This is a genomic window from Brevibacillus sp. AF8, from assembly GCF_021270385.1.
GTDB lineage: Bacteria > Bacillota > Bacilli > Brevibacillales > Brevibacillaceae > Brevibacillus.
This window is the reverse complement of the sequence record NZ_JAGQDN010000001.1, coordinates 473,052-499,235: the sequence shown is the minus strand read 5'-3', so window position 1 is coordinate 499,235 and position 26,184 is coordinate 473,052. Positions and strand designations below refer to the sequence as shown.

12 protein-coding genes and 1 tRNA gene are annotated in these 26,184 nt (G+C 47.8%); 12 read left to right on the top strand and 1 reads right to left on the bottom strand.

Annotated features, from left to right (window positions below):
• Positions 1 to 20 precede the first annotated feature (20 nt).
• From edeJ to KB186_RS01795, 11 genes are all read left to right on the top strand, one after another.
• Positions 21 to 2,711: an edeine non-ribosomal peptide synthetase EdeJ gene (gene edeJ / locus KB186_RS01845; RefSeq protein WP_232773000.1), complete on the top strand. Its 2,691-nt coding sequence runs from the start codon at positions 21 to 23 to the stop codon at positions 2,709 to 2,711.
• Between the two features lies 1 nt (position 2,712).
• Positions 2,713 to 11,373 carry an edeine biosynthesis hybrid PKS-NRPS EdeI gene (edeI, locus tag KB186_RS01840; RefSeq protein ID WP_232772999.1) on the top strand — a complete coding sequence of 2,887 codons (8,661 nt, stop codon included), beginning with the start codon at positions 2,713 to 2,715 and terminating at the stop codon, positions 11,371 to 11,373.
• 16 nt (positions 11,374 to 11,389) lie between these two features.
• Entirely contained in the window at positions 11,390 to 12,658 is a 1,269-nt protein-coding gene (gene fabD, locus KB186_RS01835; protein ID WP_173607813.1) for an ACP S-malonyltransferase, read from the top strand.
• Between the two features lie 41 nt (positions 12,659 to 12,699).
• Complete coding sequence (gene edeG / locus KB186_RS01830; RefSeq protein ID WP_173607812.1) at positions 12,700 to 16,071, top strand: edeine polyketide synthase EdeG; 3,372 nt, start codon at positions 12,700 to 12,702, stop codon at positions 16,069 to 16,071.
• A gap of 43 nt (positions 16,072 to 16,114) precedes the next feature.
• The gene (locus tag KB186_RS01825) at positions 16,115 to 17,158 is read left to right on the top strand and encodes a BtrH N-terminal domain-containing protein (RefSeq protein WP_173607811.1); all 1,044 of its coding nucleotides are present in this window, start codon (positions 16,115 to 16,117) and stop codon (positions 17,156 to 17,158) included.
• A 25-nt stretch (positions 17,159 to 17,183) separates the two neighbouring features.
• Positions 17,184 to 17,420, top strand: coding sequence for a phosphopantetheine-binding protein (locus tag KB186_RS01820; protein WP_047067460.1), 237 nt, complete (start codon positions 17,184 to 17,186; stop codon positions 17,418 to 17,420).
• Between the two features lie 67 nt (positions 17,421 to 17,487).
• Positions 17,488 to 18,456, top strand: a complete 969-nt coding sequence (sbnA, locus tag KB186_RS01815) for a 2,3-diaminopropionate biosynthesis protein SbnA (RefSeq protein WP_173607810.1) — start codon at positions 17,488 to 17,490, stop codon at positions 18,454 to 18,456.
• A 45-nt stretch (positions 18,457 to 18,501) separates the two neighbouring features.
• The gene (sbnB, locus tag KB186_RS01810; protein ID WP_173607809.1) at positions 18,502 to 19,470 is read left to right on the top strand and encodes a 2,3-diaminopropionate biosynthesis protein SbnB; all 969 of its coding nucleotides are present in this window, start codon (positions 18,502 to 18,504) and stop codon (positions 19,468 to 19,470) included.
• Positions 19,471 to 19,494: 24 nt separating this feature from the next.
• The gene (locus tag KB186_RS01805) at positions 19,495 to 20,256 is read left to right on the top strand and encodes a ParB N-terminal domain-containing protein (protein WP_232773078.1); all 762 of its coding nucleotides are present in this window, start codon (positions 19,495 to 19,497) and stop codon (positions 20,254 to 20,256) included.
• Between the two features lie 167 nt (positions 20,257 to 20,423).
• On the top strand, positions 20,424 to 23,483 hold the full coding sequence (edeA, locus tag KB186_RS01800; protein ID WP_232773077.1) for a cyclic peptide edeine export ABC transporter EdeA: 3,060 nt from the start codon (positions 20,424 to 20,426) through the stop codon (positions 23,481 to 23,483).
• Between the two features lie 154 nt (positions 23,484 to 23,637).
• Positions 23,638 to 23,711: transfer RNA gene (locus tag KB186_RS01795), tRNA-Gly, on the top strand.
• Positions 23,712 to 23,920: 209 nt separating this feature from the next.
• On the opposite strand, the gene KB186_RS01790 is transcribed toward KB186_RS01795, so the two are convergent.
• Positions 23,921 to 24,940 carry an alpha/beta fold hydrolase gene (locus tag KB186_RS01790; RefSeq protein WP_232773076.1) on the bottom strand — a complete coding sequence of 340 codons (1,020 nt, stop codon included), beginning with the start codon at positions 24,938 to 24,940 and terminating at the stop codon, positions 23,921 to 23,923.
• A gap of 142 nt (positions 24,941 to 25,082) precedes the next feature.
• Here KB186_RS01790 and KB186_RS01785 point away from each other — a divergent pair, with 142 nt between their 5' ends.
• Positions 25,083 to 26,003, top strand: a complete 921-nt coding sequence (locus KB186_RS01785) for a LysR family transcriptional regulator (RefSeq protein WP_232773075.1) — start codon at positions 25,083 to 25,085, stop codon at positions 26,001 to 26,003.
• Positions 26,004 to 26,184 lie beyond the last annotated feature (181 nt).

The window sequence follows — 26,184 nt, the reverse complement described above, 5'->3', positions numbered from 1 at the left end:
GAGTAAGAGGGGGAGGGCATATGGAGAATACTATTTCGCAAAACATTCTGCTAACCAGTCGGAAATTTAGCCGGGAGGAGCAGTACTGGCAAGAGAAGTTACAGGGGGAGTGGACGCTCTCCCTCCTTCCAACCGAAGGGACGGAGAAGGAAGGCGTTGGGGAGGAGGAGACAAAAGAAATATCGTTTGTCTTTCCAGATGATTTGAACGCTGCCATTGCGGCCCATTGCGGTCATCATCCGATGAAGCTCTACCTGTTCCTTCTGTCGACATTTCAAATCATGCTGAATCGGTATAAGCAGACAGACGACATGATCATTCTCACGCCCGTCTTTCAGAATCCGCTTCCCCCTAATGCTTGGAATCGGGTGCTGCCGCTGCGTGTACGGATGCATCAAGAAGCTACTTTTGCAGAAGTGGCGAAAGAGGGTAAGCAGCTAGTCAAAGAGGCAATGGAGCATCAGAACTATCCGTTTTCGCAAATGATGCAATGGCTTGATCTATCCAACACAGATAGGAAGACACTGCTGGATACAGCCTTCGTACTCGAAAACGTGCAAGATATTGCTGCTTTAGAAGGCTTGTCTCTGCAAGTGGTATTTGCATGCAAGCAAACAGAAGATGGAATGACCGGACGCGTGCGATATGCGGGCGAGCAGTTCCAAGAGGCTGTCATCGAACGGATGATTGGGCATTATCAACAAATTCTTCGTGAAGTCGTCGTCGATCCTAAACGGTCCGTCCAGACAATCGATATGTTGACAGAGGCGGAGCGGACGGATCTGTTGTATACCCGCAATCAGACGGACGTTCCTCATTCTGCTTCCAAGCCGATTCATCAACTGATCGAGGAACAGGCAGCGCGGACGCCGCATCTAACGGCCGCTGTATTTGGCAACAAAACCCTTACTTACGCTCAACTTAATGGCAAAGCCAATTGCCTTGCGCGGATGTTGAAGGAGAGTGGCATTGGGAGAGGAAGCTATGTTCCGGTCTTGATGAATCGTAGCTTGAATTTGGTCATTTCCCTGCTAGCTGTGATGAAAACAGGTGCGGCCTTTGTCCCGCTAGACGTGCAGAGTCCGAGCGAACGGAAAAAGCAGCTACTGGATGAATTGGATTGTCCGGTGACGCTAATCGGGCCAGAAATACGCCAGGAACCGTCATTCGTGGAATGGACACGCGCTGTAATCGTCGATGCGGACGATATCCGGGAAGAACGAGACTTGAATGTCCAGGTAGATGTGGACGACCCGATCTATGTGATCTATACATCTGGTTCCACTGGCAAACCAAAAGGAGCTGTCGTCCCTCATATCGGTATTTTCAACCGGTTTCGCTGGATGGATGAACATTACGGTTGTACGGAACAGGATGCCATTTTCCAGACGACGCCCCACCACTACGATAGTTCGGTCTGGCAACTATTCTGGCCGCTCTTGCATGGTGGCCGTACGGTATTGCCGATTCCGGAGTTCGAGATGACGCTCGATCAAGTGTTACACGCCATTTCAACCTATCAGATTACGATTACGGACTTTGTGCCGTCGGTGTTCAATCTGCTGGTGGATCAAATGGAAACACGGTTGGACATACACGATTCACTTTCTTCGATTCGCCACCTGATCTTGGGCGGAGAGGAAATCACGGCTCACACTGTGCATCTGTTTCTTCAGCGATTTCCCCACGTTCGTATCACGAATCTGTATGGACCGACAGAGACGTCTATTGGTGTCATCTACTTTGAGATCGACCATACCCATCAGGGGCCGATCCCGATTGGAAAGCCGATAGCCAATACGAAAATCTTGCTGCTGGATTCAAATCGCAAACTTGTTCCGGCGGGACATCAAGGGGAGATTTATATAACAGGCTTGTGCTTGGGGCATGGGTACTTGCACGATCCCGAGAAAACTGCTACCAGCTTTGTTGACAACCCTTATCCGGAAATTGGCTATCAAAAGCTTTATCGGACAGGTGACCTTGGGCGTTATCTGCCGAATGGCAATATCAAGTTCTGCGGTCGCATCGATCATCAAGTAAAAGTACGCGGGCACCGAATTGAATTGGGCGAGATTGATGAAGTTCTATTGTCCCACCCGCTAGTAAAAGAATGTGCCGTGCTATTTCAAGAAGAGAAGGCTCGATTGTGCGCGTACTACGTAACGAATGCTCAGGAATTAACCGCAAGTGACCTGCGTGGTTATCTCAGCGAGCGGCTTCCCGATCACATGATCCCTTCCTTTTTTGTCAGCATTGAAAAAATGCCTTTGACAGCAGGGGGCAAGATCAATCGCAAGCTATTGCCTGAAGTGGATGAACAGCAGGCGTCCGATGCTGAATATGTAGCCCCACGAAACGAGAAGGAAGAACAGCTGGTTACCATCTGGAAAGAAATCTTGGGAATCGAAAAAGTGGGGGTACACGACAGCTTTTTCCAGCTGGGAGGGAATTCCCTGCTGTTGCTTAAAATGCATGCGCAAATTGTAAAACAAGTGGATAGCGAGATTAGTGTCGCGCATTTGTTTTCCTACTATACGATTGCCATGTTTGTGGATTTTCTCGAACAAAGAAAACAGGATCAGTTTGCATCTATGGAAGATCAAAGCGATGATGATGAATCCCTTCTGGAATTGCTGAGGGAGGTCAAGGAGGGAGTTCTCTCCGTAGACAAGGGTGCCGAGCTGATCGACAAAAGAAAGGGGAATTAGGATGAGTTTGCTAAAAAAATACATCTTGGAGCAAGTGGCAGCTCATCGGCTGCAAGAGAAGGAAGCACTCCCCTTGCTGAAAGAACTGTCCTCTGCCAACGTGAATACGCGCCAAGATATCGCGATCATCGGTATGGCTTGTCGTTTTCCCGGAGCCAACAGCCTCGAAGAATACTGGAACAATTTGAAACAGGGGCATGATTCAATTGGTGATATCCCTGCTGCAAGGCGTCCAGACGTCGAGAGGGTAGCGAGAGAATTTTTTAACGGCAAAGATTTTAAGTATGAGCGGATGGGATATCTCGATCACGTGGATTTGTTTGATCATGCGTTTTTCGAGATCTCACCTGCAGAGGCTCGAACCATGGATCCTTATCAGCGGATGTTTCTGGAGTTGGCATGGGAAACATTTGAACATGCCGGGTATAGCGAGAAGATGATCAGCGGTTCACCTACCGGCGTATTTCTGGGATATTGTGACAATGAATCCCAATACCAGCGTGTGTTGAAAAACGTTGATTCGTCTTCGCTGGCTGGCAACGTTGCAGCAATTATCGCTTCACGAATTTCCTATTTGCTGAATTTGTCAGGTCCGAGCCAATTGATTAATACATCTTGCTCTTCCTCCTTGGTCGCTCTGCACCAAGCATGTCAGGCCATTGGAAATAACGATTGTCGAATGGCTCTCGTAGGTGGAGTTAACCTTTCCCTGTTTCCGATTCAACAAGATACTGACTTTGGCATCGTTTCTGTAGACCGAAAAACCAAAGCATTTGATGATTTTGCTGATGGAACAGTATGGGGAGAAGGTCTTGGCGCTGTTCTTTTGAAGTCATACGAACAAGCAGTCAAGGATAACGATTACATCCATGCGGTAATCAAAAGCACGGCGGTCAATTGTGATGGACGTTCTACCAGCATTACAGCGCCCAATGCGATTTCTCAGTCTGCTTTGTTGCGAACAACCTGGGAGCGGGCGCGAATCAATCCGGAGAGCATCTCTTATATTGAGGCACATGGGACCGGGACCAGATTAGGTGATCCTGTCGAGATTGAAGGGATCATGCATGCCTTTCAGAAGGTTTCAAAACGAAAGCAATTTTGCGCAATAGGCTCGGTCAAAAGCAATATCGGGCACACGATAGCGGCATCAGGTGTAGCTGGGATCATTAAAACGGTTCTGATGATGAAACATCGTCAGATTCCGCCGACGCTGCATGTGAAACGGCCGAATACCTTAATTCCTTTTATTGATTCGCCTGTTTATATCAATGATGTACTAAAGGCTTGGGATGTCGAGGCGGACCAACCTGTGAGGAGAGCCGGGGTAAGTGCATTCGGCCTGAGCGGGACAAACGCCCACGTCCTATTGGAAGAGCCTCCTGGGCGCGAGGCGACAGCCGTCACTGGAGCTGGTGATTACCTCATTACGTTATCTGCCAAAACAAGTGACTCACTATGGGATTTGCTCGAGAAATACCAAGCATTTTTATCGGGGCCTTCTGAGCATTCCCTTTTGGATATGTGCGCTACTGCCAATATTGGGCGCGGACACTATCGATATCGCCTTGCCTTCATTATCAACAGCAAAGAGGACTTTTTGCAGAAGATCCATCGCCTGTGCGCGGGAGATCGGACAGAGGACGGTGCTCCGATTGTTGATGGGAACGAGGTATTCTACGGAGTACTGAATTCACGTGGTGAAAGTGCATTGCCGATCAGCGTGCAAATAGACAGCGCTAACCCAGTAGAAACGGCAAAACAGTACGTGACCGGGGTGCCTATCAATTGGATTGAATATTACCGTCCTGTCAAATGGAAGAAGGTACCTTTGCCAACCTATTCCTTTGCCAAAACCCGTCACTGGGTGGAATCTGATCAATCTGCAAACGACATGGCAGAGCGGTCCACTGCTGGAGCATCTGAGGCGATTCATAAGAACGAAATAGCAGATGTGCATAAAATTGCTGCCACCTTCTTTACTTTTGGGGAAACCTTACTGAAGCAAGTGAATGCCCGAAAGCAAACAGATTTGGAAGAGGATGAGACTTTTTATTCCGGCTTGTCATCGCTTGCGTGCTTCAAGCAACTGGGTGTTTTCCACAAGCAGGATCAAACATACACGCTGGAAGAATTGCGTGAAGCTGTAGGGATTGATGGAAGAAATGAACATCTCTTCCAACTCATGCTTGGGCTTGTCGTTAAGGCGTCTCTGGTTGAACACGTTGAAGGAACATACCGTCTATCTGCACATGCAGTAGGCCTTGATACGGAAACGTTTTATCAGGATTGTCTGGATCGCTATCCGAATGAGCGGGATACGTTCTCTCAACTGAAAGCGTGTTTTGCTCATTACACAACGATCATGACGGGGCAGAACGTTCGCGTGTCGACCGACAGTACTACTGACTTATTTAAGCCATATGCGGATCGCATTACTCTTGGAAACCCTTCTGGACTTATGGCAGTGGAAACCATTGCTCAATACATCCATTCGTTTAGCCGTCCCGTCCGTATTTTGGAGCTCGGGGGCGGTTCCAGTAGTCTGACTCGCTTATTGCTGCCGAAGATTGAGAAACAAGATGTCATCTACTCGTTTACGGATCGTGCGCAATCGTCTCTCGCAGAGGCAGAAAAAGAGTTCCAAGAGGTGTACCCGTTTGTGCAGTTCCATTCGTTCGACATGGAGCAGGACCCAGCCGGACAAGGCTTCGAACTACACGCGTACGATGTGATTATCGCTAATAACGCTATACACAGGACGAAGGATGTTCGGGCATCCTTATCGATATTGCATCAGTTGCTTGCAGAGAAAGGCGTGCTGTTTGCGATCGAGCTCGTGAAAAATCGTTCAACGGCAAATGTGATCGGGGGGCTTGCCGCAGACTGGTGGCAGCACAAAGACACCGATCTGCGACCGCAAAACAGACTGATGGATGCGCTACGTTGGGAAAAGGCGCTTCGAGATACGAACTATCAATCGGTTGCCATTTATCCGTCGTCAACAGCGCTGGGTGATCTGTCTGATTCAGCGTTATTGATCGGACATTCAGCGTATACGCCACAAGAGTATCGGGAGTGGCTCTACCAGATCAACTGGCAAACAAAAGAGCTGACAACCAATTCTCAGACCCAGCGTTCAGGAATCTGGCTGGTGCTTCAAGATGAAGGCGGTGTTGGAGAAACGCTGGCTGATGCGATGTCATCGGAAGGACATGAAGTGTTCAGACTCCGCAGCGGTGAGGCTTTTGCCTCCGTTTCTTCCCACGAGTTTATCCTAGATCCCAGCCAGCCAGAAGATCTGCGGCGTGTGTTCGAGAGACTTGGAGACAAAAAGGAAAAGCTGACTGGAATTATCCATTTATGGAGCTTGACCTCGGGCGCCCAGCAGCCAAATGATCTCGAACAGCTTGAGGCTCTTGAATCAGCGCAACACCTGGGAGTTTACAGTCTGTTTCATTTGACACAAGTGTTGCTGGAGCTGGATCTGAAGCAGGTGCTTGATTTACGGATCGTTTCGAACTACGCACAAGCAGTGGATGACAACGGACCTGTTTTCTCAGAAAAAGCTCCCTTGTTCGGTCTTGCCAAGGTTATCTCTCAGGAAAATCCAAAACTGCAATGCTTTAGCCTGGATCTAGCAACTGAGGGGCTGTCCGTATCGCAGTTAGCAGGCCAGCTTCTAGCGGAAATTCGCTGCAATCGGGATGACACATTGGTTGCTTATAGAGGAAATCGTATCGTCCCAGAAATGAATCGCTGCGATATCGATCAAATCCCGAAGCGGCCCGTAGAGATACGCGAAAATGGCGTTTACTTGATCGCTGGAGGTACAGGAAAACTGGGACTGGCATTTAGTAAGCATCTGGCCGCGCAAAAAAATGTCACGCTCGTGCTGATTAATCGTTCACCACTTCCACCTAACCACGAATGGCGTGAGCGTTTACAGCATCCAGACTGCAGTGCTGCTGAAGCACGAAAGCTGAAAGCGCTGCTTGAGCTGAAGGAAATGGGAGCGCAGGTAGTCTGCTATGCAGCCGACGTGTCTAACCGTCAGCAGATGGAGGATATTTCGGAGCAAGTCCGAGCCCGTTACGGACCGATCAACGGGATTATTCAATCCGCGGCGCATATCACCTTCGAGACGATTCAGACGAAGAAGTTTTCCGATTTTCAAAATGGTTTGAAAGCGAAGATGGCAGGCACAGTCATACTCGATCAGATAGCTGAACCGGAGCATTTGGATTTCTTTGTCATCTTCTCATCACTTGCTTCGATTTGGGGTGGAGCGACTGGAAGTGACTATGTCTCCTCCAACTGCTTCCTGGATGCCTATAGTGCCGCTCGCAGTCGAACGGGAAAACCAACGATAGCTTTGAACTGGTATGCGTTTGAAGGAATAACAGGTCCTGGTTTTATCGGATACATGCCGATGGATGGAGCCATTCAAGCCTTCGATGCATCGCTGTCTTGCCAAACTGAGCACCTGATCATTGGACAGTTTGATTTGAAAGTGCTGAAGGAATGGTCACCGTCTTTGAAAGTAAAGCTAGGAGATTCGATATTTGCAAGCAGAAAGTCTCATGAAGAACGCGAAGCACTACCCGCAGTGATTATGCAAAATCGTGTTGTTTTGTCTGGCAGGGAGGAAGGCGATCACTACACGTCGTTGGAGCTTGCCTTAGGTCAGATTTGGTCTGATGTGCTGGGTTACACCGAATTGAGTATCGACGACGACTTTTTCAGACTGGGTGGCGATTCTCTTTTGGCAATCGGTATCGTTTCCCGTGTCACCAAGCAGTTGCAAAAAGAGATGACGATCACCGACCTGTTTCAGACACCGACGATTCGTCAATTGGCTATGTTGATGGCTCCGAACGAAGAAACATCTGTGTCAGCGATTCCTGTAGCAGAGCATCGGGATGCTTACCCCGCCACCTCGTCTCAGCAAAGAATTTATGTGCTGGAACAAATGCAGGAAGGGGCAGTTGCCTATAACATCCCAACTGTCATGATGCTTGAAGGAGAGCTAGATAGAGAGGCTTTCGAACGTGCATTTGTCTCGTTGGTTCAGCGTCATGAGTCGTTGCGAACCTCATTTACCATCGTGGATGGAGCTTTGATGCAAACCGTTCACCCGAGCGTAGATTTTACGTTGGCGTATAGCGAAGTCGACGAGAACGAGGCCAAGAAAACGGTCGAACAATTCATCCAACCATTTGACTTGTCAAAAGCGCCGCTTGTTCGCGGGATGCTCATTCGCATTGATGTCAACAAACACTTGTTGCTGTTCGACATGCATCACATTGTTTCCGATGGTGTGTCCATCAACATTTTGATCCGCGAGTTCTTCCAATTGTATCAGGGACTCGAGTTGCCCGAGCTGCGGATTCAATATAAAGACTACAGCGTGTGGCAAACCGAACAACTTGGCAATGGGGTATTGGCTGCTCAGGAGAAATTCTGGCAGGGAGAGCTGGATGGAGAACTTCCTGTGCTTAATCTGCCTACAGACCACCCTCGGCCGTCCGTTCAGAGCTTCGAGGGAGATGTCCTGACCTTTGAGATTCCTCAAGAGATGACAGAGAAGGTACTTGGACTGGCAAAAAACAATGGGGCAACCTTGTACATGACGTTGCTGGGAGCGCTCACCATTATGTTGTCGAAATACGCTGGCGAAGAAGACATTATCATTGGATCGCCAGTGGCTGGCCGTCACCATGCAGACCTGGAAAACATCGTGGGTGTCTTTCTGAACACACTGGCGATGAGAAACTTCCCGCGAAGCGACCGAACCGTAGCGGATTTCCTTCAGGAAGTAAAGGAACGGGCATTGGCTGCGCTCTCTCATGCCGACTATCCGTTCGAAATGCTGGTGGATCGTCTGATGCTGCCAAAAGATACGGCGCGCAACCCGCTGTTTGATGTGATGTTCATTTTGCAAAATACCGGCGACGCGAAGGGAAGCATGAGTGCAAATGGCCTTACGCTCTCTCCTTATCCATTTGAACAACGCTCTGCCCAGTTTGATCTGACCTTTGACATCATCGAGCGAGAACAGCGCCTGATTGTCGATATCGAATACAGCAACAAGCTGTTCAGCAAAGAGACGATCACGTCGATGTCCACACACTTCCAGAAGATACTGGAGCAGATGGTGGAAAATCCTGAACAGTTGATCGGTAAGATATCCATGCTAGCAGAAGAAGAACGTTTGCTGCTGATTGAGCAATGGAATGACACAAGCTTGGAATACTCACGTGAAAAAACAGTCATCCAGCTTTTTGAAGAAGTAGCGGCAACACAGCCAAACGCGCTAGCTGTATCGTGCGGAGATAAGAAAGTTACTTATTCAGATTTAAATAAGCGTGCAAATCAAGTTGCTCGTGTGATCAAGGAACACGGCGTCACTGCTGATACTTGCGTTGGCCTTTTGACGAATCGTTCCGTGGAAATGATGGTCGGACTCTTGGCGATCTTGAAAGCAGGAGCTGCGTTTGTTCCGATTGATCCGGACTATCCAGAAGAACGTATCTCCTATGTTCTGGAAAATAGCATGACTCGCCTCGTCTTAACCCATGATTCTCTTGCAGAGAAGCAGTGGGGAAGTGTTGACCGAGTGGACGTAAACGATTCCCGGATAGAGACGGCAGAAGACTCGAATCTTCCAACACAGTCTGCACCTGGCGATCTCGCCTATGTCATTTACACATCGGGATCTACAGGCAAGCCTAAGGGCGTCATGGTTGAGCACCGCAATTTGATGAACTTCTGCTCGGGGATCGGGGAACACATCGATTTTGCCAGTGCAGACAAAATGCTGGCTGTGACGACGATTTCGTTTGATATTTTTCTGCTTGAAACGATTGTACCGCTGACGAAAGGGATGACCGTAGTCATTGCAACCGAACAGCAGCAAGCAGACCCGCAGGTGCTCAAGGAGTTGATTTTGCAGGAAGAGATCACGTTCCTTCAACTGACTCCATCCCGACTGCAGCTCATGCTGGAAGAGAAGAGCAACTTGCACGCACTTGACTGCCTGAAAGCAATCCTGATTGGAGGAGAAGCTCTTTCAGCGTCTTTGTTCCAACGGCTTCGTAGGCAGACCAAGGCGAGACTTTACAATCTGTACGGTCCGACTGAAACAACGATCTGGTCTACGGTGCAGGACTTGACCGACGCAGAGGAAGTAACGATTGGAGCGCCGTTGCCCAATACACAAGTCTACATCCTCGATGAGCATCTGCAAGTGCAGCCGATGAAGATCAATGGTGATCTTTACATTGCAGGGGATGGGGTAACGAGAGGCTACTTTGGTCAGCCAACACTGACGGCTGAGCGCTTTATCCCTAATCCGTTTCAACCTGGTCAACGCATGTACAAAACAGGTGATCTCGCGAGATGGCTGCCGGATGGGCGTATTGAATACGTGGGACGATCTGACTTTCAGTGCAAAGTGCGTGGTTATCGAATCGAATTGGGTGAGATTGAATCGGCCCTTTCTCAGCATCCGGATATTACGGAAGCGGTGGTCAGTGTGCGAGATACCGCCAGCAATCCTTACCTGGCTGCCTACTATATGGGTCCGCAAATATTGGACAGTGATGAATTGCGAGCGATGCTGAGCAAAAGTTTACCCGATTACATGATTCCACATTTCTATACGCATATGAGTATGTGGCCGCTGACACCAAACGGAAAACTGGATCGCAAATCATTGCCAGAGCCAGATGCAATCCAACACAGCAGTCACACCGAATATCAAGCACCGGCTACCAGACTGGAAGAACAGGTGGCAGGCATCTGGCAGGAAGTGCTGAAACGTGAAACGGTCGGTATGCAGGATAATTTCTTCCAAATAGGCGGTACTTCGCTTTTACTAGTGCAAGTGCATGCCAAGCTTGAACAGCTTTACCCTGGACTGGTTCGAATTGCCGATTTGTTCGCACATCCTACGCTGTCAAGCCTAACCAACTTTTTGAAGAATGCGGCTTTAGACCTGACAGATGAACATGAGGAAACCGATACGGCCACCTATTGGTTGAAGGAGCTGGATCGTGTCTCGTTGATAGAGCTGCCTCCTCAGTATTGGGCTAGTGGAGAAGCGAATGCGGACACAAACCGGGTCCAATTCTCACTTACTGGTGAGCTGTTTGAAAATGTGCAGCAGGTAAGTCAAATGGAGGCTGTTGAGGTGAGAGACGTCCTGCTTTCGATGTATCTATACCTCATGGCGGAATTGACTGGACAGCAGGATCTCTATATGGAAGTGGCTGCCGCCAAGGAACTGCAGACGAATGCCTATCCATTCCGGGTGAACATGTCGGAGGTCAACACCTTCTTCGATCTATTCAAGCAGGTGCAACAGAAACGACAGATCATCGAGAAAATGACGGGAGAAGCCTCGTTGTGGCTAAAAAAATTGCGGACAAATCGCAATGAAGGAACCGTTATTCCATTCTTTGGCAGTGTGAATGCATTTACAGATGCAATGTTCACACATCATGAACATGAGCTTACCTTCTGGATCAAGGAAGGAAAAGACGTGATAGATATCGTGTGTGTGTTCGACCCTGATTGCCTACGGGCAGAAAAAGTCACGGAGATGACGCAAGATTACCAGCAATTGCTCAGGATGCTAGTGAATGAATACATGACGTAGAGAAGGGTGATCAAAAATGGACAAAATCGCACTCTTATTCCCGGGACAAGGTTCGCAATATGTTGGAATGGGCCAAGCATTATGTGAGGCCCATCCCATTGCGGCTCGCACCTTTGAAGAAGCAAGTGATGCGCTTGGATTTAACCTGCAAACACTTTGTTTTGCAGGGGATGTACAAGAACTGACCAAAACAGAGCACGCTCAGCCGGCAATCCTGACGGCAAGTGTCGCAGCCTTCCGCGTTTATTCACAGGAAATGGACATCGAGCCACAGTGGGTGGCTGGTCACAGTCTGGGCGAGTTTACGGCCCTGACTTGCGCCGGTGCCATCCAGTTTGCAGATGCCGTCCGCCTTGTCTATCGGCGCGGTCAGTTCATGCAGGCGGCTACGCCGCAGGGTGTCGGTGCCATGTCAGCAATTTTCGGGTTGAATGCTCAACTTGTCGAGGAGATTTGTCGGGAACATTCTCGTGACGGTGCGATCGTCGTGGTCGCCAACCATAACTCCTTAGATCAGATTGTCATCTCCGGACATGCACATGCGGTGCGACAAGTAGAAGAAGCGTGCAAGCAGCATGGCTCGACTTCCGTTGTCAGCCTCAAGGTGAGTGCGCCTTTCCATTCGCCACTCATGGTGCAAGCAGCCGAGCAACTAAATGAAGAATTAAAGCGGTACACGTATTGCGATCCCAAGTGGCCTGTCATTTCCAATGTGACAGCACAACCTTATGTCCATGCAGATCAACTTGTCGATTTGCTCACAGCCCAGACAACCAGCCCTGTTCGCTGGCAGTCCACGATGGATTACTTGGTAAAACAGGGAGCGAATACCGTAATTGAGCTCGGACCGAAAAGTGTACTGACAAATTTGGCCAAAGGATATCCCCTACGCGCCTTTGCTTTTGACAAGCAGGGGGAGATCAATCGTTATCAGCAAGAGCTTCTGGATGCTAAAACGCGTAATCAAGCAGCCATTGCCCAATTGGTTGATTCTTGCATTGCGATTGCCGTTTGCACAAAAAACCGCGGTCTCGATGAAGAAGCGTATCAGCAAGGAGTGATCGCTCCCTATCAAGCGCTACAACAACTGAGGCTACAGCTGGAACAAGGGGAAAAAGAGGGGAGCTATGGGGATGTACGCGAAGCTTTTTCTCTGCTTCGTATGATCCTGCAAACAAAAAAAGCTCCTGACACGGAACAAGCCATGCGCTTTGAACAGCTGACTAGCAAACCGGACTTGCAACAGCGATTTCCTGAGATCAGCAACGAATGGCAAGCAAGCTAAGCCGAACCAGGTGAGCAGAGGACCCAAGGAGGAAGAATGCAGTGAGCAAGCCATTAGGACTGAACCGAATCAAACTGAATAAACAGCAGACGGATGCTCATTCAACAGACAGCAAACCCAATCAACACGATATCGCGGTGATTGGTGCTGCTTGCCGATTCGGAAGCGCAGAAAACCCGGCAGAATTTTGGCGTCTGTTGCAAGCTGGTCAAGATTGCGTGCGTGAGCTTCCCAAAGAGCGCCAGAACGATTTGATTCCATTGTTACTCGCCAAAGGTATGACGATGGAGCAAATTCAATTTCGAGAAGCTGCCTACCTGAATGAAATTGATAAATTCGATCCGCAATTTTTCGGTCTTTCTCCGAAGGAAGCCAGTCAGATGGACCCAAATCAACGCTTATTTTTGCTGACATGCTGGGAGGCGATTGAGGACGCTGGATATGGTGGAACGATGCTCGCAGGCAGCCGTACGGGTGTATATCTGGGGTTTAGCAGTGATTTTGGTGAAGAGTATAGACGAATGATTCGAGAGCTGGAACCAGATGCGCTGTCCACCTCAATCATTGGCAATATGAAATCGGTGATCGCTTCTCGCATCTCCTACCTGTTGGATCTCAAAGGTCCGAGCATGCTTGTGGATACTTCCTGCTCCTCTTCGCTGATGGCTGTTCATCTGGCATGCCAGGCGATTCGTCGAGGAGAATGTGAGATGGCGCTTGCTGGCGGTGTCAAGCTCATCCTGCTGTCTTTACAAGATGGAAGCAATGATTTGGGGATTTTATCTCAATCTGGTCGTACTCGCCCTTTTGACAATGATTCAGACGGTACAGGTGTCGGTGAAGGTGTTGGCGCCGTTTTGCTGAAGCCGTTGGCAAAAGCTCTTGCAGACGGCGATTCGATTTATGCGGTGATCAAGGGAAGCGCGGCCAATCAAGACGGTCATTCTTTTGGTCTTACGGCGCCAAATTCACTGGCACAAGCCGAAGTGATCCAGCAGGCATGGAAAGATGCGCAGATTGATCCCCAAACCCTTTCCTATATCGAGGTGCACAGCATAGGTACCAAGCTGGGTGATCCGATGGAGATGGACGGCCTAGAGAGAGCGTTTCGCCCATACACAAGCCGACGCCAATTTTGTGGGATCGGCTCCGTAAAGACGAACATCGGTCACACCGACCATGTAGCGGGCATGGCTGGTCTTTTCAAGGTAATCCTGTCTCTTAAACAAAAGCAGATACCTCCGCATTTGCACTTCCAGCGGGCGAATCGGATGATTCCTTTTGAGCAATCTCCCATTTACATCCATGACACATTGACAGATTGGGAACCAGAACAAAGTGTACGCCGGGCAGGAATCAGTTCCTTTGGGATGAGTGGAACGAATGTGCATCTGGTTGTTGAGGAAGCGCCATCCATACAGCCCCCAAAGCAAGACGAAGGGATTCAGACTATCGCTTTATCAGCTAAAAGCAAGGAGAGCTTGCTCGACCTGTTGCTCCGCTTTCAGAAGTGGACCAGCAAGCCTGTGGAGGAACTGCCGACATTGGAAAGTCTCAGCTTTACGGCAAATACGGGCCGTAGTCACTACGGCTACCGTTTGCTGCTGATTTGCAAGGACATGGACGATTTTGCCGCAAAAATCTCCAAGCTGTGTGCGAGCGACTGGACAACACTTTCTGACCCGGATATTTTCTTCGGCTGGCACAAGGTTATTTCGCAGGAAAAAGCTGATAGAGAACCAGGGATTCTGACTGAGGCAGAACAACAAGCGATGAATAAGGCTGCTGATTCTCTTTTGCAAAAGCTTTTATTGGCGCAAAGCAAAGAGTTGTCTGATCTGAAAGAGCTCGGCGAATTGTATGTGAGCGGGGCAGATGTACGCTGGAGTGCCATGTATACGTTTAAAAAGCCGCGGCGCGTGCACCTCCCTGTTTATCCGTTTGAGCGTAAACGTTGTTGGCTGGACATTTCTTCTCTTCATTCTCTTGCTCTTGGCAAGGATGCCGGGAGAGAAAATGACAAGGTTGCACCGCAAAAATCTGGTGAAGTGAAGCTGCCAAACGTGGTGGTACGTGGGAGAAAACATGATACCTACACCGCTTTAGAGCAAGAGCTGGCTCGCATTTGGGGATATGTCCTGGGGCTTGAAGAAGTAGATGTCCATGACAATTTTTACGAGCTGGGCGGGGACTCGATCATTGCGATTAAAATGGTCAGCGAAATTTCCAAGCGGATGAACCGAGAAGTAGAAGTACAAGACCTGCTTACCCATTTGACGATTTCCGACTTTGCTGCCTATCTTGATGCGGCTGGGCATGAGGTTGAACAGGTTGCGAAAGCAGAGGCAGCTGCTACTGCCGTCCAAACTGTTCAACAACGAAACACAAAATCATCGCATGGTACGCAAATCAAGCGCAGCTCGTATGCTGATGTCAGTCATTTATCCTGGCGTCAATGGAATTGTTATGATCGCGGTCTCGCTTTATTAATGGAGGAGCAGGATGCCCATCTGATTCCGTATTTTAAGCTTTTTCTCGGGTTGAAGCGCGGCTATCAGCTTGATGCCGAGGGGTACCCCTATTCGTATCGGGAACATGCTGAGGTTATGGGATATTTGTCGGATGAGGAGATGCTTTACAAATTTGGCTATCGGGTCAAACTCGTACCTGTCGCTCGTCTGGATGAATTGCATGAGTCGATCATTCGCCAATTGGATCAAGGCAAGCCAGTAATGGTTGCATTTGACGAGTACTACACCTTTTACACACCGCAATACCAGAAGGAACATACCGATCATCTCACCGTCATCACTGGCTATGACCATGAAAAGCAGGTCTATACAATCATCAATCACAATCATTTGACTCGCGGGCAAGCTCAGCGAATCCAGTACGATAAATTCTCCACAACCTATCAAACGCTTGAGGAGATTTATGCAAATATTGAGCCGCATTCTCGGCTGATCATGGTGCTCGATCGCATTTCAGATGACGAGGCAAGCTTGCGTGCGAGCGCAGAGCAGGAATTGCTGCGTTTACTAAAAGCGGTCGAGAGTAAACAACAATCTGGCCGTGAGCTTACGCTGTTGTTATCGCTTACGGAGCAGCCAGACACCTATTTTCATGAAGCCAATTTAAACGAGCTCTACGTTCAATTAGGCGGAAAAGAACTGTGCGTGGAAACATTATTGGACTGGTACATTCCACACGCAGATCAGTCTGTACGAGAATTGGCAGAGGAGATTTTACAGACATCGAATAACGCGGTGAATCGCTATGCCCTTAGCTTATACAAAGAAAAAATGTTGAAGCGATCTGATGTGGAAGCTGCTGCCGACAAGTTGAGTTCTCTCACTCGTCAATTTCTGCAACAAGTATTCGCCTTGCGTGAACGTGATTCGGATATCCGCTAGTCGCATGTGTTTACCATTACGATAGACAGGGAGGAGAGTGCTCATGTCACTCGCCGAGATTCAACCGAGCAAGCATCCGAACCTGGATTGCATCGGCGCTTCTATCTTCACGGTTCTGAAATACCTGAATTTTTCCGCCTTGGAAACAGCTTGGAAGCAGTGCGGTGCCATCTATCTTAAAACGCAGGATTCTCCTTATGGAGATGTAAACGGTCAATACATGAGAACAGTCAGTGAGCTTATGTGGATACACAATATCCGCGTAGAAGGACGGGCTGAACCAGAAGACGACTTGTTTTTGGCAAATATACAAGAACGTCTGGAACGGGAGGTACCGACAATCGTCCTCTGCAACATGGCAGAACTCCCGTACAACCCTTATTATCAGGACCTGCCTGAAATGCATAGCATCATTGTCACCGGAAGAGAAGGTAACCAGCTGCTGATCGTCGATGATTACTACCGCTACAAAGGTCTGTTGTCCATCGAGCAATTTTTACAGGCGAGTAACTCTTCCTATCGGGATGCAGGTACAGGTGAATGGTATCCACTCCACAATCGTTCATTTGAATTGGTACTTTCAGATTCCCAGCATCCGACGCCTGATCAGTTACTAGAAGCGGTCAGGAGCAATCTCAGCGTACTAGAGGGACGGTGCGACATAAGTCACATCAAGCGGGAGTTGGATGTGCCCGACGATGTCAACATCGAGGTAGGGCTGAAATCCCTTGATCCTTTTCTCAAAGATGTAGAGGCTTTTCTCGCTAGCGGAGTGGAGATTACAGACGATCATCTCGATATCCTTAACCACAGCTTGATCAGCATGGCACAAACACGAGCGATGTATGCCAATGTGCTGCAAGCGATCAGTGAGAAGTACGAAAACTTTGCAAATCTTGCCGAGCTGTATCGCAGTATCGGACATCAATGGAAAATTACGACCAATATGATTCTCAAGGCTTTTGACAGTAATCGCAGTGATATGGTTCATCGCGTTCTGCAAAAAATCAGCAGCATTAAAACGCAGGAATTCGAGGCAGTCACCAAAACAAGAGAAGTGCTGGAACGGGTTGACGTTGTTGTGTAAGCATTTACCACATGGAGGGACTCATATGGAAAAGGAAAACGAAGTATACGAGACGCTCCTGCAGTTGTTTTCTGAGTACGTGAACGAAAGCGGAGAACTTACGGAGTACATTGATTCACTAACCTTTATCAAGTCGGTTGTAAAGGTTGAAAAAGAGTTTGGGATTGAATTCGATGATGACATGCTCCATTTAGAAAACTTTCAAGATATGAAAATGTTGGCAGGTTACATCCAGCAAAAAATGGATGCAAAATCCGCTTGATTCAAGGGACCAAGATAGATTCAGCCGATTGGACGAAGACGGGAAAAAACGGGAGAGAGGGCTCAACATGCTAACGAAAATGATGGCCATAAGTCACATGATTGGCAATACGCCTTTAATCAAACTTGAGCATGAGCACATCAATCTGTTTTGCAAGCTGGAGTACAACAACCTCATGGGAAGTGTAAAAGTGAGGCCGGCCTTTTACATATTACAGGAGGCGATCAAAAGAGGAGAGATTACGCCGGATACTACCGTAGTCGAGTCTTCTTCGGGAAATTTTGCGATCGCTTTGGCGACTTTATGCAAGCGAATCGGAATTAAATTTATTCCAGTCATTGACCCCAATATTAATCCTGTATATGAGAATTTGCTCAGGGCGTTTTCCCATGAGGTCGTAAAAGTAACGGACCGTGACGAGACAGGAGGATTTCTCCTAACGCGCATCCAAACGGTCAATCGTCTGCTTAATGAGACGAAGAACTCGTTTTGGACCAACCAGTATGGAAATCCGGATAGCGCTCGAGCCCATTACTTCGGACTGGGAGCCGAGATCGCAGACAGCTTCGAGACATTGGACTATGCGTTTATCGGCGTTAGCTCTGGCGGCACGATTACGGGAATCTCGCAACGATTGAAGGAACGTTTTCCGAACATAAAGATCATTGCTGTCGACACGGTAGGATCAGTGATTTTTGGACAAGAGCCACAAAAACGTTACATCCCTGGAATTGGATCGAGCATGCGACCTGACATACTCAAGGGCGCGATTATTGATGAGGTCGTTCATGTTTCGGAGGAGGACACAGTCGAGGCGTGCTATCAGCTGTACACGGAGCATGGCATTTTTGCTGGAGGATCTTCTGGGACTTCCTACTGGGCGATTAAAAATTATTTCAAAGATCAAAAGCATGCAGTCAAGCCTAATGTCGTCTTTTTATGCCCAGACGGTGGCATGCCATATGTCAATACCGTATACAACCAGGAATGGGTCCAGTGGTTGCATCAGCAAAAGCATTCTTTCGTCGGCAATTAAGCAGTGTCCAATAAATCTACTACGATAAGCAGGGTGGAATGTACGATGTTATATTTAAACACGAGTGATATTGAAAAGGTCGGCAAGAATTGGAAAGAAACCATTGATGTCATTGAACATGCCGTGAATTCCTTATATAAGGAAGATTATGCACAGCCGATTAAACCTTACTTGCGATATCATGACATGTCAAACCGCATTATTGCCATGCCAGCATTTGTAGGCGGAGATACTTATATGGCGGGAATCAAGTGGATTGCCAGTTTCCCGAAAAACCTCCAAGAGGGTATCCAACGCGCGCATTCGATTACCATCCTGAACGAAGCCAGAACGGGTAAGCCTGTGGCAACGATTAATACCGCTCTGGTCAGCGGCATTCGAACTGCTTCTGTTTCTGGTCTTCTCCTCAAGCATTACGAACAAGTACGTCCCCTGCAAAATGTAACGGTCGGAATAATCGGATTTGGTCCGATTGGCAGACTTCATCTGCAAATGGTTACGGCCTTGTTAGGAGAAAAGATCGACAAGGTGGTTCTCTATGACATTGCGGGTATCCAGCAGGAGCATATTCCAGCTGAGATAAAAGAGAAAACGGTTATCGCGCAAACGTGGGAAGAAGCATACTGCGAGGCAGATGTGTTCATTACGTGCACGGTGTCACCGCATGGTTTTATTGACAAGCAACCCAAACGTCATTCTTTGTTGTTAAATGTGTCGTTACGCGATTTTACACCAAAAATTCTCGACTATACCCGCTCCATTATCGTAGATGACTGGACTGAAGTTTGCCGTGAGAACACGGACATCGAGATCATGCATCTGGAGAGAGGATTGCAAAAAGAAGATACCAAATCGATCACAGATATCGTCTGCCTTGACCAGATGAAAGAATTTCCGCAAGATGAGCCCATCATGTTTAATCCGATGGGGATGGCGATTTTTGATATCGCCATTGCTGCCTACTATTACAAACAAGCACTCTCGCAGGGGATCGGAACTCACTTGCAAGACTAACTGGAGGTTACCATTTTGTACGATGTGCTAGCAAATCTAAAACTGGTAGAGTCATCTCGTATTTGTTTGCACGAGTCACATGAAAACAAGCGACTACACAAGACCAGACAGATCATTGAGGAGGAAGGGATTTTGCGCCATCCTCCACTGGCGATTCTCATGCAAAACGGCCAGTATTTGATCATTGATGGTGCACATCGGACCTTTGCTCTTCAAGCGCTTGGGTGCAAACATATCCCCGTACAGGTAGTGGAACATGAGGATTTTCACTTGGATATGTGGGATCATATTGTGCCAGTCGCTGCATGGTTGCAATCAGTGGAGCAAGATTCTGTGTTTCGATGGGAAACAGAGCGTTTACGAGAAACACCTGTGGCAGAAATGATGATAGGGAACAAGGAACGTTTCTATCTGTATCCAAATGAGAAGCGGCAGGATGATGAGTGGCGAATGACACTATGGCGTCAATTAGTGGACAGTTACAACTATAGCCACCCGGTGCATCGTCTGCCCACGGGGATGCTCGAATGTCCGGAGGCTGGAGCAGCCTTGATACGGTTCCCGCCAATCAGTTTGTCGGAATTAGAGCGTATCGTATCGGAAGGGCATGTTTTGCCTGCGGGTGTTACCCGTTTTGAAATAGACGGGCGTCTATTAAACTTGTGTATCCCGATTAGCCTATTGAAACAAGAGCAAATCGAACAAGAACAGTGGGAGCGATTGGTTAAAAAATGGAGAGAAACCTTGCGCCTCTACTCGAAACCCGTGTATATGTGCGATGCCTAATAAAGAAACCGTGGCGAGTTTGATTCGCCACGGTTTCTATCCAATCCCAATTTACATCACGTACTCGTTTACTTCCGGTTGCGGTCTTTCCCACAGACGCAGTGCCTAAAAAGGAGTGGATCAATCTGCAAAAGATCATAGATGAGTCGAGACGAAAACTGACGTTCTTGCTGATGTGTCTGGTTCTCGTACTATCCGGCAGTATGACCGTGTACGCCGAAACGAGCGTACAACAGGATTCGGAAATCGCAACGGCAATTGAACAGCTGGTCAATAAAACGATGGAGTCGGAGAAAATCCCGGGTGCAGCCGTAGTGGTCGTCAAAGAGGGGAAAACCATTTACAAGCAATCGTTTGGCTACTCTGACATCCAGAAGCAAGAGCCAGTAACTGCTGATACATTGTTTGAAATCGGATCGAACTCCAAAGCCTTTACGGCGCTAGCCGTTCATCAGCTTGTCGAGCAAAAACGACTTTCACTGGACGACCCGGTTCAGAACTATATCCCGTGGTTTGGTGTTACCTATAAGGGACAGCAGGAAACGATCCTGATTAAGCATTTGCTTTACCATACCAGCGGGATTCCGTTTGAAAGCATTGGCGCCATCCCTATTTCTTCCAGCGAAAATGCAATTGAAGAAACTGTGCGAGCGATCAATCATACTGAACTGGTCCGCAAGCCGGGGACCGAGTATGAATACGCGACAATTAACTACGATATCCTGGGCTATGTGGTTGAAAAAGTCACCGGAGAGACCTATGAGCAGTATGTGCAGCAACAAGTCATTGCCAAATTGGGACTAACCCATACCTTTTTGAAGGCACAGGCACCCGCTGAGGAGATGGCAAGAGGGCACAAAATCGAGTTCTTTTCCCCGAAAGTGTACGATGCGCCGGAATATCGCGGAAATACGCCAGCCGGTTATGTCGTTTCCAATTTAAACGATATGGAGCGATGGTTGCAGCTTCAGTTGGGGATGGAGGTATCTGCGTTTCGTTCCGAGCTGGTGAGTGCTTCCCATCTTCCTGATCGTTCGGTAGCCCCTGCTGCAGACGGTTTCTCGTATGCGTCAGGCTGGATGATTTATCAGGATGGTGGAGGGCAAATTTCGCACGGTGGCAACAACCCTGCATTTTCTTCGTACATGGTATTTCGTCCAGAAGAAAAGCTGGGCGCCGTCGTTTTGACCAATATCAACTCGTTGAACGCATCTGTTATCGCAGAAGGGGCCGTCAATCTCGTACTCGGCGAAGAACCTCCCGTAGTCGTGTCTGACACCAATCTTCAAGCGGATCGACTGGCGAGCATTTCTCTCGTAATCCTTGGGATCCTCTTGTTGCTACTTGGTGGGGGAATCGTGCAGATTTTCGTGCAAGTCTATCGAGGTGAACGCAAACTCGCCGTGAATGCGGGGCGAATCTGTTTTGCATCCTTCGTTGCATTTGTTGTCATGGGCAGTGTTTTGACCGCCGCCTTATACTATTTGCCGGATGTATTTTTTATGGGCTTACCATGGCCGTTCATCGAGGTCTGGCTTCCCATCACCATTTTTTACGCCATGTACGCATTGGTGACAGGACTCGCTCTGTTTAATGTCTACATCACGCTCATCCGCTTGTTCCCGAAATCGCAAGAAACATCCATGACGTCTATTGTCATCCAGGGGCTTATCAGCGGATTTGGGAATGCGCTGATCATTTTTATGATCAATCTGGCGCTCACTTCTACGAACAAGTTTCATGCAGCGATTTTCCTGTATTTTCTCCTGGGTATCTTGTTGTATATCGTCGGGGAGAAAATGATGCGTAGCCGACTGATCGTGATTACAAATGAAATCGTATACGAAAAAAGAATGGAACTGATCCGCAAAATTTTTCGGACCCCTTATCAAAAGTACGAGACACTTGATAACGGTGAAATATATGCGGGGTTAAATAACGATACGGAAACGATCAGTACCTTTGCCAATAGTGTCGTTGTGGCACTGACGAGTGCGGTTACACTAGTGTTTTGCTTCATTTATCTGGGATCCCTGGATCTATACGGATTTTTGTTTTGTCTGGCTGTCATTTTTGTGGCTGTAGGTTTGTACACGCTGGCAGGTCGCTTTGCAAATAAAGTATGGGAGGAAACCAGAGACATCCAAAATGTGTTTTTCTCCTATATTACCGATATGATCGGAGGCTTCAAGGAGCTGTATCTGACGCAGTCGCAACGAAAAGAATTCGAAGCAGACATGGAAAGAAGCTGCTCTGACTACCGACATAAGAAATCAGCGGGCCAATTTAAGTTTGTGAACGTGTATTTGATTGGGGAATTGCTTTTCGTTGTGGTAATCGGCACAGTTGCCTTTTTATTCCCGGTTCTATTCCCTTCGCTTCAAAAAGAGATGCTGATTAGTTATGTGTTTGTCTTTTTGTATATGACAGGACCCGTTCACGGTATTTTGAATGCAGTACCGGAGCTCATTCGCATCAAGATCAGCTGGCAGCGATTGAATGCGTTGCTTGATTCGTTATCAGTGGAAACGAGAAGAGAAGAGGAAACCTTGGCTGAGCGGAACGCGCAAGATTTTGAGTCTTTTTCAACGGAACAAGTGCGTTTCCGATACAAGAACAAGGAGGGCGAAGAGTTTTCCGTAGGGCCGCTGGATTTCTCCTGCCAAAAAGGGGAAATCGTCTTCATTGTTGGCGGGAACGGTAGTGGGAAGTCAACGTTTGCCAAGCTGATTACCGGATTGTATGAGCAGGATGAGGGCGAGTTTTTCATGAATGGCCAAAAAGTGAATGCTGATCAACGGTGCGAATTCTTCTCCGCGATCTTCAGCGATTTCTATTTGTTTGAGAAGATGTACGGCATCGACTACCAAGCAAAGCAAGAAGAAGTGAGCAAATATTTAGAGGTGCTTCGCATTGCTGACAAAGTAGAAGTGGATGAAACGGGTACATTTAGCACGACGAAGCTGTCTACGGGTCAACGTAAACGTCTTGCCTTAATGCTCAGTCTGGTAAGAGACCGGCCCATTTTCCTCTTTGATGAGTGGGCAGCGGACCAAGATCCAGAGTATCGTCAATTCTTTTACGAATCCTTGTTGCCAGAAATGAAGAGACAGGGCAAATGTGTCATTGCGATCACACACGACGATCGCTACTTCCATCTTGCTGATCAGGTTGTGAAAATGGAGAGTGGGCGAATTATTTCGCAACAAACCTATGCGCATGCCTGATGCCAAACCAAGCAGAGAAGACCGAACGGGGAATGATGCCCGGGCGGTCTTTTCTTGAATGATTGGCAAGGCTCCATTTGATTGGAGACGCTAGACAAATAATTCAGACAGCTATATAATTGGAAGCAGTTGGAATGAAATGCACGAACATCATGCGGGTGTAGTTCAATGGTAGAACTCCGGCTTCCCAAGCCTGCGGCGTGGGTTCGATTCCCATCACCCGCTCCATACAAATGGTCGAAAAGCCTTTGAATACAAAGGCTTTTCTTGTTTGTACAGCAACACCAGTAAGTTCTGGTGACCTCATGTAAGATCAGAAGGGATCGTTCATTCAAGAGACAAGTGTTCCCACATTACCAGTTGCCTTGACCGGGAACGTCGTTACGTGGAATACTCTGACCAGGGTCCTCACTGAACACTCGAATGCTAATGATGATCTATCCGTTTCTACTAAGCGCCAACAAACGTTTTAGGTTGTCATCAATAAATTTATTATCGGCACTATTGATTCCGCGACCAGCAAAATGGCCCCAGATCGACTCGATAGGTTTAAAAATAGCATGAGGTATTAGCTTAGCTTCATATTCGTTATCGTCTGCCGAGCAGAAGAGATCCGTGCTCCCTGGCATGACGCAGGCAAGTGCTTTAATGCTTTTGAGCGCCTCATCGAAATCTCCGTTATAGGTCGGGTTTGCACTAATATCTGCATGTTGTCCTGTCCATAACATGGCCAGGACATTGTGCGGATCCATTTTCATAAAGCTATCTTCCCAGACGCCAGACACAAAATCTGCCAATGAGTCAAATCCCAGCCCACGATAAAGTTCATTTCTGTAAAACGCCTGCGATACACCCCATCCTGCATAGACACGGCCAACGGCGCGCATGTCCGCAGAAGTCAACTGGTTTAGTTTACTTGAATCGAAGCGGGTCGCAGCCATAAGCGGAGCTTTCATACCGTCCAGGACCACATACGTTTGGGGCCATGTCTTTGCAACTCCGGCAAAAGGTGCAATTCGTTCAACCATGTCGGGATAACTTGCCCCCCATTGGAATGCTTGAATGCCTCCCATTGACCAGCCTACTACGAGAGCGATCTTTTGGATGCCGAATTTTTCGGTCACCAGCCGATGCTGTAGTTTCACGTTGTCATAGATCGTTATCTGCGGAAAATTAGCCCGGTCGAATGGGGGAGGCGTGTTACTGGGAGAAGAAGATAATCCGTTGCCCAGCAGATTTGGAACAACAATGAAATATTTCTGCGGGTCTAGTGCCATGCCGTTTCCAATCAACCATTCATTCTGAACATGCTGGTCGCCAAAAGCGGTTGGATAGACGATGACATTATCTGTCTTTTCATTTAATCTTCCATAAGTCTTATAAGCAATAAAAGCGCTCGGTAACGTAACCCCTGATTGCAAGGTTACGTCACCCAAATCAAAAATCTCATAATCCATCATATTGTCTCTCCCTTCAAAATGAAACCATACATTAAGGTTGTATTTCTTGTTGTTAGTATAGATCTGTGATAGTCTCAGTAAAAGTGAATAAAACTCAAAGTAATATTCAATAATCTTGAAAGTAAAAGGGGATTGTATGATGGAATTGCGCCAACTGATTACGTTCCGCACGGTTGCATCAACTTTAAATTTCAGTCGGGCTGCGGAAGTGCTGAACTACGTCCCCTCCAACGTCACGATGCAAATAAAAGCATTGGAGGATGAGCTTGGTGTTCGTCTCTTTGACCGCTTGGGCAAGCAGCTCGTTCTCACAACTGCGGGAAAACGCTTTTTAACTCATATTCAAAGCGTTTTAGACAAATTGGACGAAGCTCGCAGTGTTGTTCATGACAATGAAAATGTAAGCGGGACCCTAACTGTAAGTGCTAACGAAGTTCTTTGCGCCTATAGGCTTCCAGTTGTCTTTCACCTATTTCGTTCGCGACATCCGGGAGTTCGTCTCATCTTCCGCTCCGTTCCAAATCAACAACTCAAGCAAACGCTTTTTGAGGGAGCCGCGGATGTCGTCTTTATGTTGGACGAACCCATTCGCTCGAGCGCACTTGCAGTGGAGCCGTTGGTAGAAGAAACGTTCCGTTTTTTCGCCGCTCCAGACCACCCACTCTCGAAACTAACTGTACTGCATCTGGAAGATTTTCATGGACAAGTGTTCCTGACGAATGAGAAGGGTTGTCCCTATCGAACCATGTTTGACCGGCAATTTGAGAAAAAGGGCATTGATAGTCTTACGTATTTAGAGTTTCAAAATGCCGAAGCTATTAAACAATGTGCAATTACGGGAATCGGTATTGCCTTTCTTCCTGAAATGACAACGAAAGCGGAAGTTGAACGGGGCGAACTTGTTGCTCTTCCATGGCAAATTCCGGACTTGCACGTGTATACACAGATGTTATGGCATAAAGACAAATGGCTTTCACCAATCATATTATCTTTCATAGAAGCAGCGAGAGAGGTTATCGCTATAGAGGAGGAGAATAAAAGCCGCTTGTCACTCTTTTAGAGGGACAGGCAGGCTTTTCAGGCTTTACAAAACCGGCTGTTTTTGCTTTCTGAAATCCTTAACGTTGTAGACTCTTTTCTGATCCATGGCTATTCCATACCCGCAGGATTCTCAGTCTTGCGAATTGAATAAACCAATGAGCTCTCATGATAATTCGCTTAAACAAGCCCTGCTTTCTTTG